At 46.8% G+C, this 989-nt stretch carries 1 protein-coding gene; it reads left to right on the forward strand.

What is annotated here, in order from left to right; all coding sequences use genetic code 11:
• On the forward strand, positions 1-878 hold an 878-nt coding region (locus ACE5LO_RS27695), incomplete at its 5' end, for an ISL3 family transposase (RefSeq protein WP_375523132.1).
• Positions 879-989: the final 111 nt, after the last annotated feature.

Raw genomic sequence — 989 nt, forward strand, 5'->3', positions numbered from 1 at the left:
TGATGAAAGAGATGCCCGTCGCAGCGGCTGCCAGGCTGGTGAATGAACATGACACACGGTTATGGAGGGTCTTACGTTATTACGTGAATCGTGCCATGGTAGAGATGGACATAACAGAAGTCAAACGGATTGCCATTGATGAAACGTCAAGCCGTCGAGGACATCATTACATTACCCTATTTGTGGATGTAGACACCAAACGGCTCTTGTTTGCCACCGAAGGAAAAGGGGCGAGCGGCTTGGAAACCTTCAAGTCGTTCCTGAAAGAGCGCAACGTACCGTTCCAGCAGATCGAGGAATTTTGTTGCGATATGTCATCGGCGTTTATTTCAGGTATCGAGACTCACTTTCCACAGTCCCACATTACGTTTGATAAATTTCATGTGATGAAAATGGTCAATGAATCCGTGGACGAGGTTCGCCGCACAGAACAAAAGGAAGTCGAAGAACTCAAAAAAAGCCGCTATATCTGGCTGAAAAATGAAGCCCATCTGACCGATTCTCAACAGGAGAAGTTGGTGAAGTTGAAGGACACGAACCTACTGACTGCCAGAGCGTATCGAATGAAGCTGGCCCTTCAGGAATGGTGGACCTATCCTGCGATTTACGCAGACTTGTATTTCGACAGCTGGTACAGATGGGTTGTACACTCCCAAATTCCACCCATGGTAGATACAGCAAAATCGTTAAAGCGGCACGAAAACGGCCTATTGCGTTGGTTTCAAACTAAACTGACTAATGGCCTGTTGGAAGGCTTAAACAGCTTGATCCAAGCGACAAAACGGAAGGCAAGAGGCTTCAGAACGGTTGATAACTTCATTGCCATGGCGTACGTGACGGTCAACAAACTACAGATCGTCGTCAATCAGCCTCAATAAAATGAAAAAGAACCAGCATTAGCTTGGAGCCACAACCCGCTCATCTCGCCAACCTGATTCCCTTGTCCACTACACAGGTTACCCCCATACAAGGAGAATTATGCATTAGAT

This window comes from Paenibacillus medicaginis (assembly GCF_042138635.1).
Classification (GTDB): Bacteria; Bacillota; Bacilli; order Paenibacillales; family Paenibacillaceae; genus Paenibacillus; species Paenibacillus medicaginis.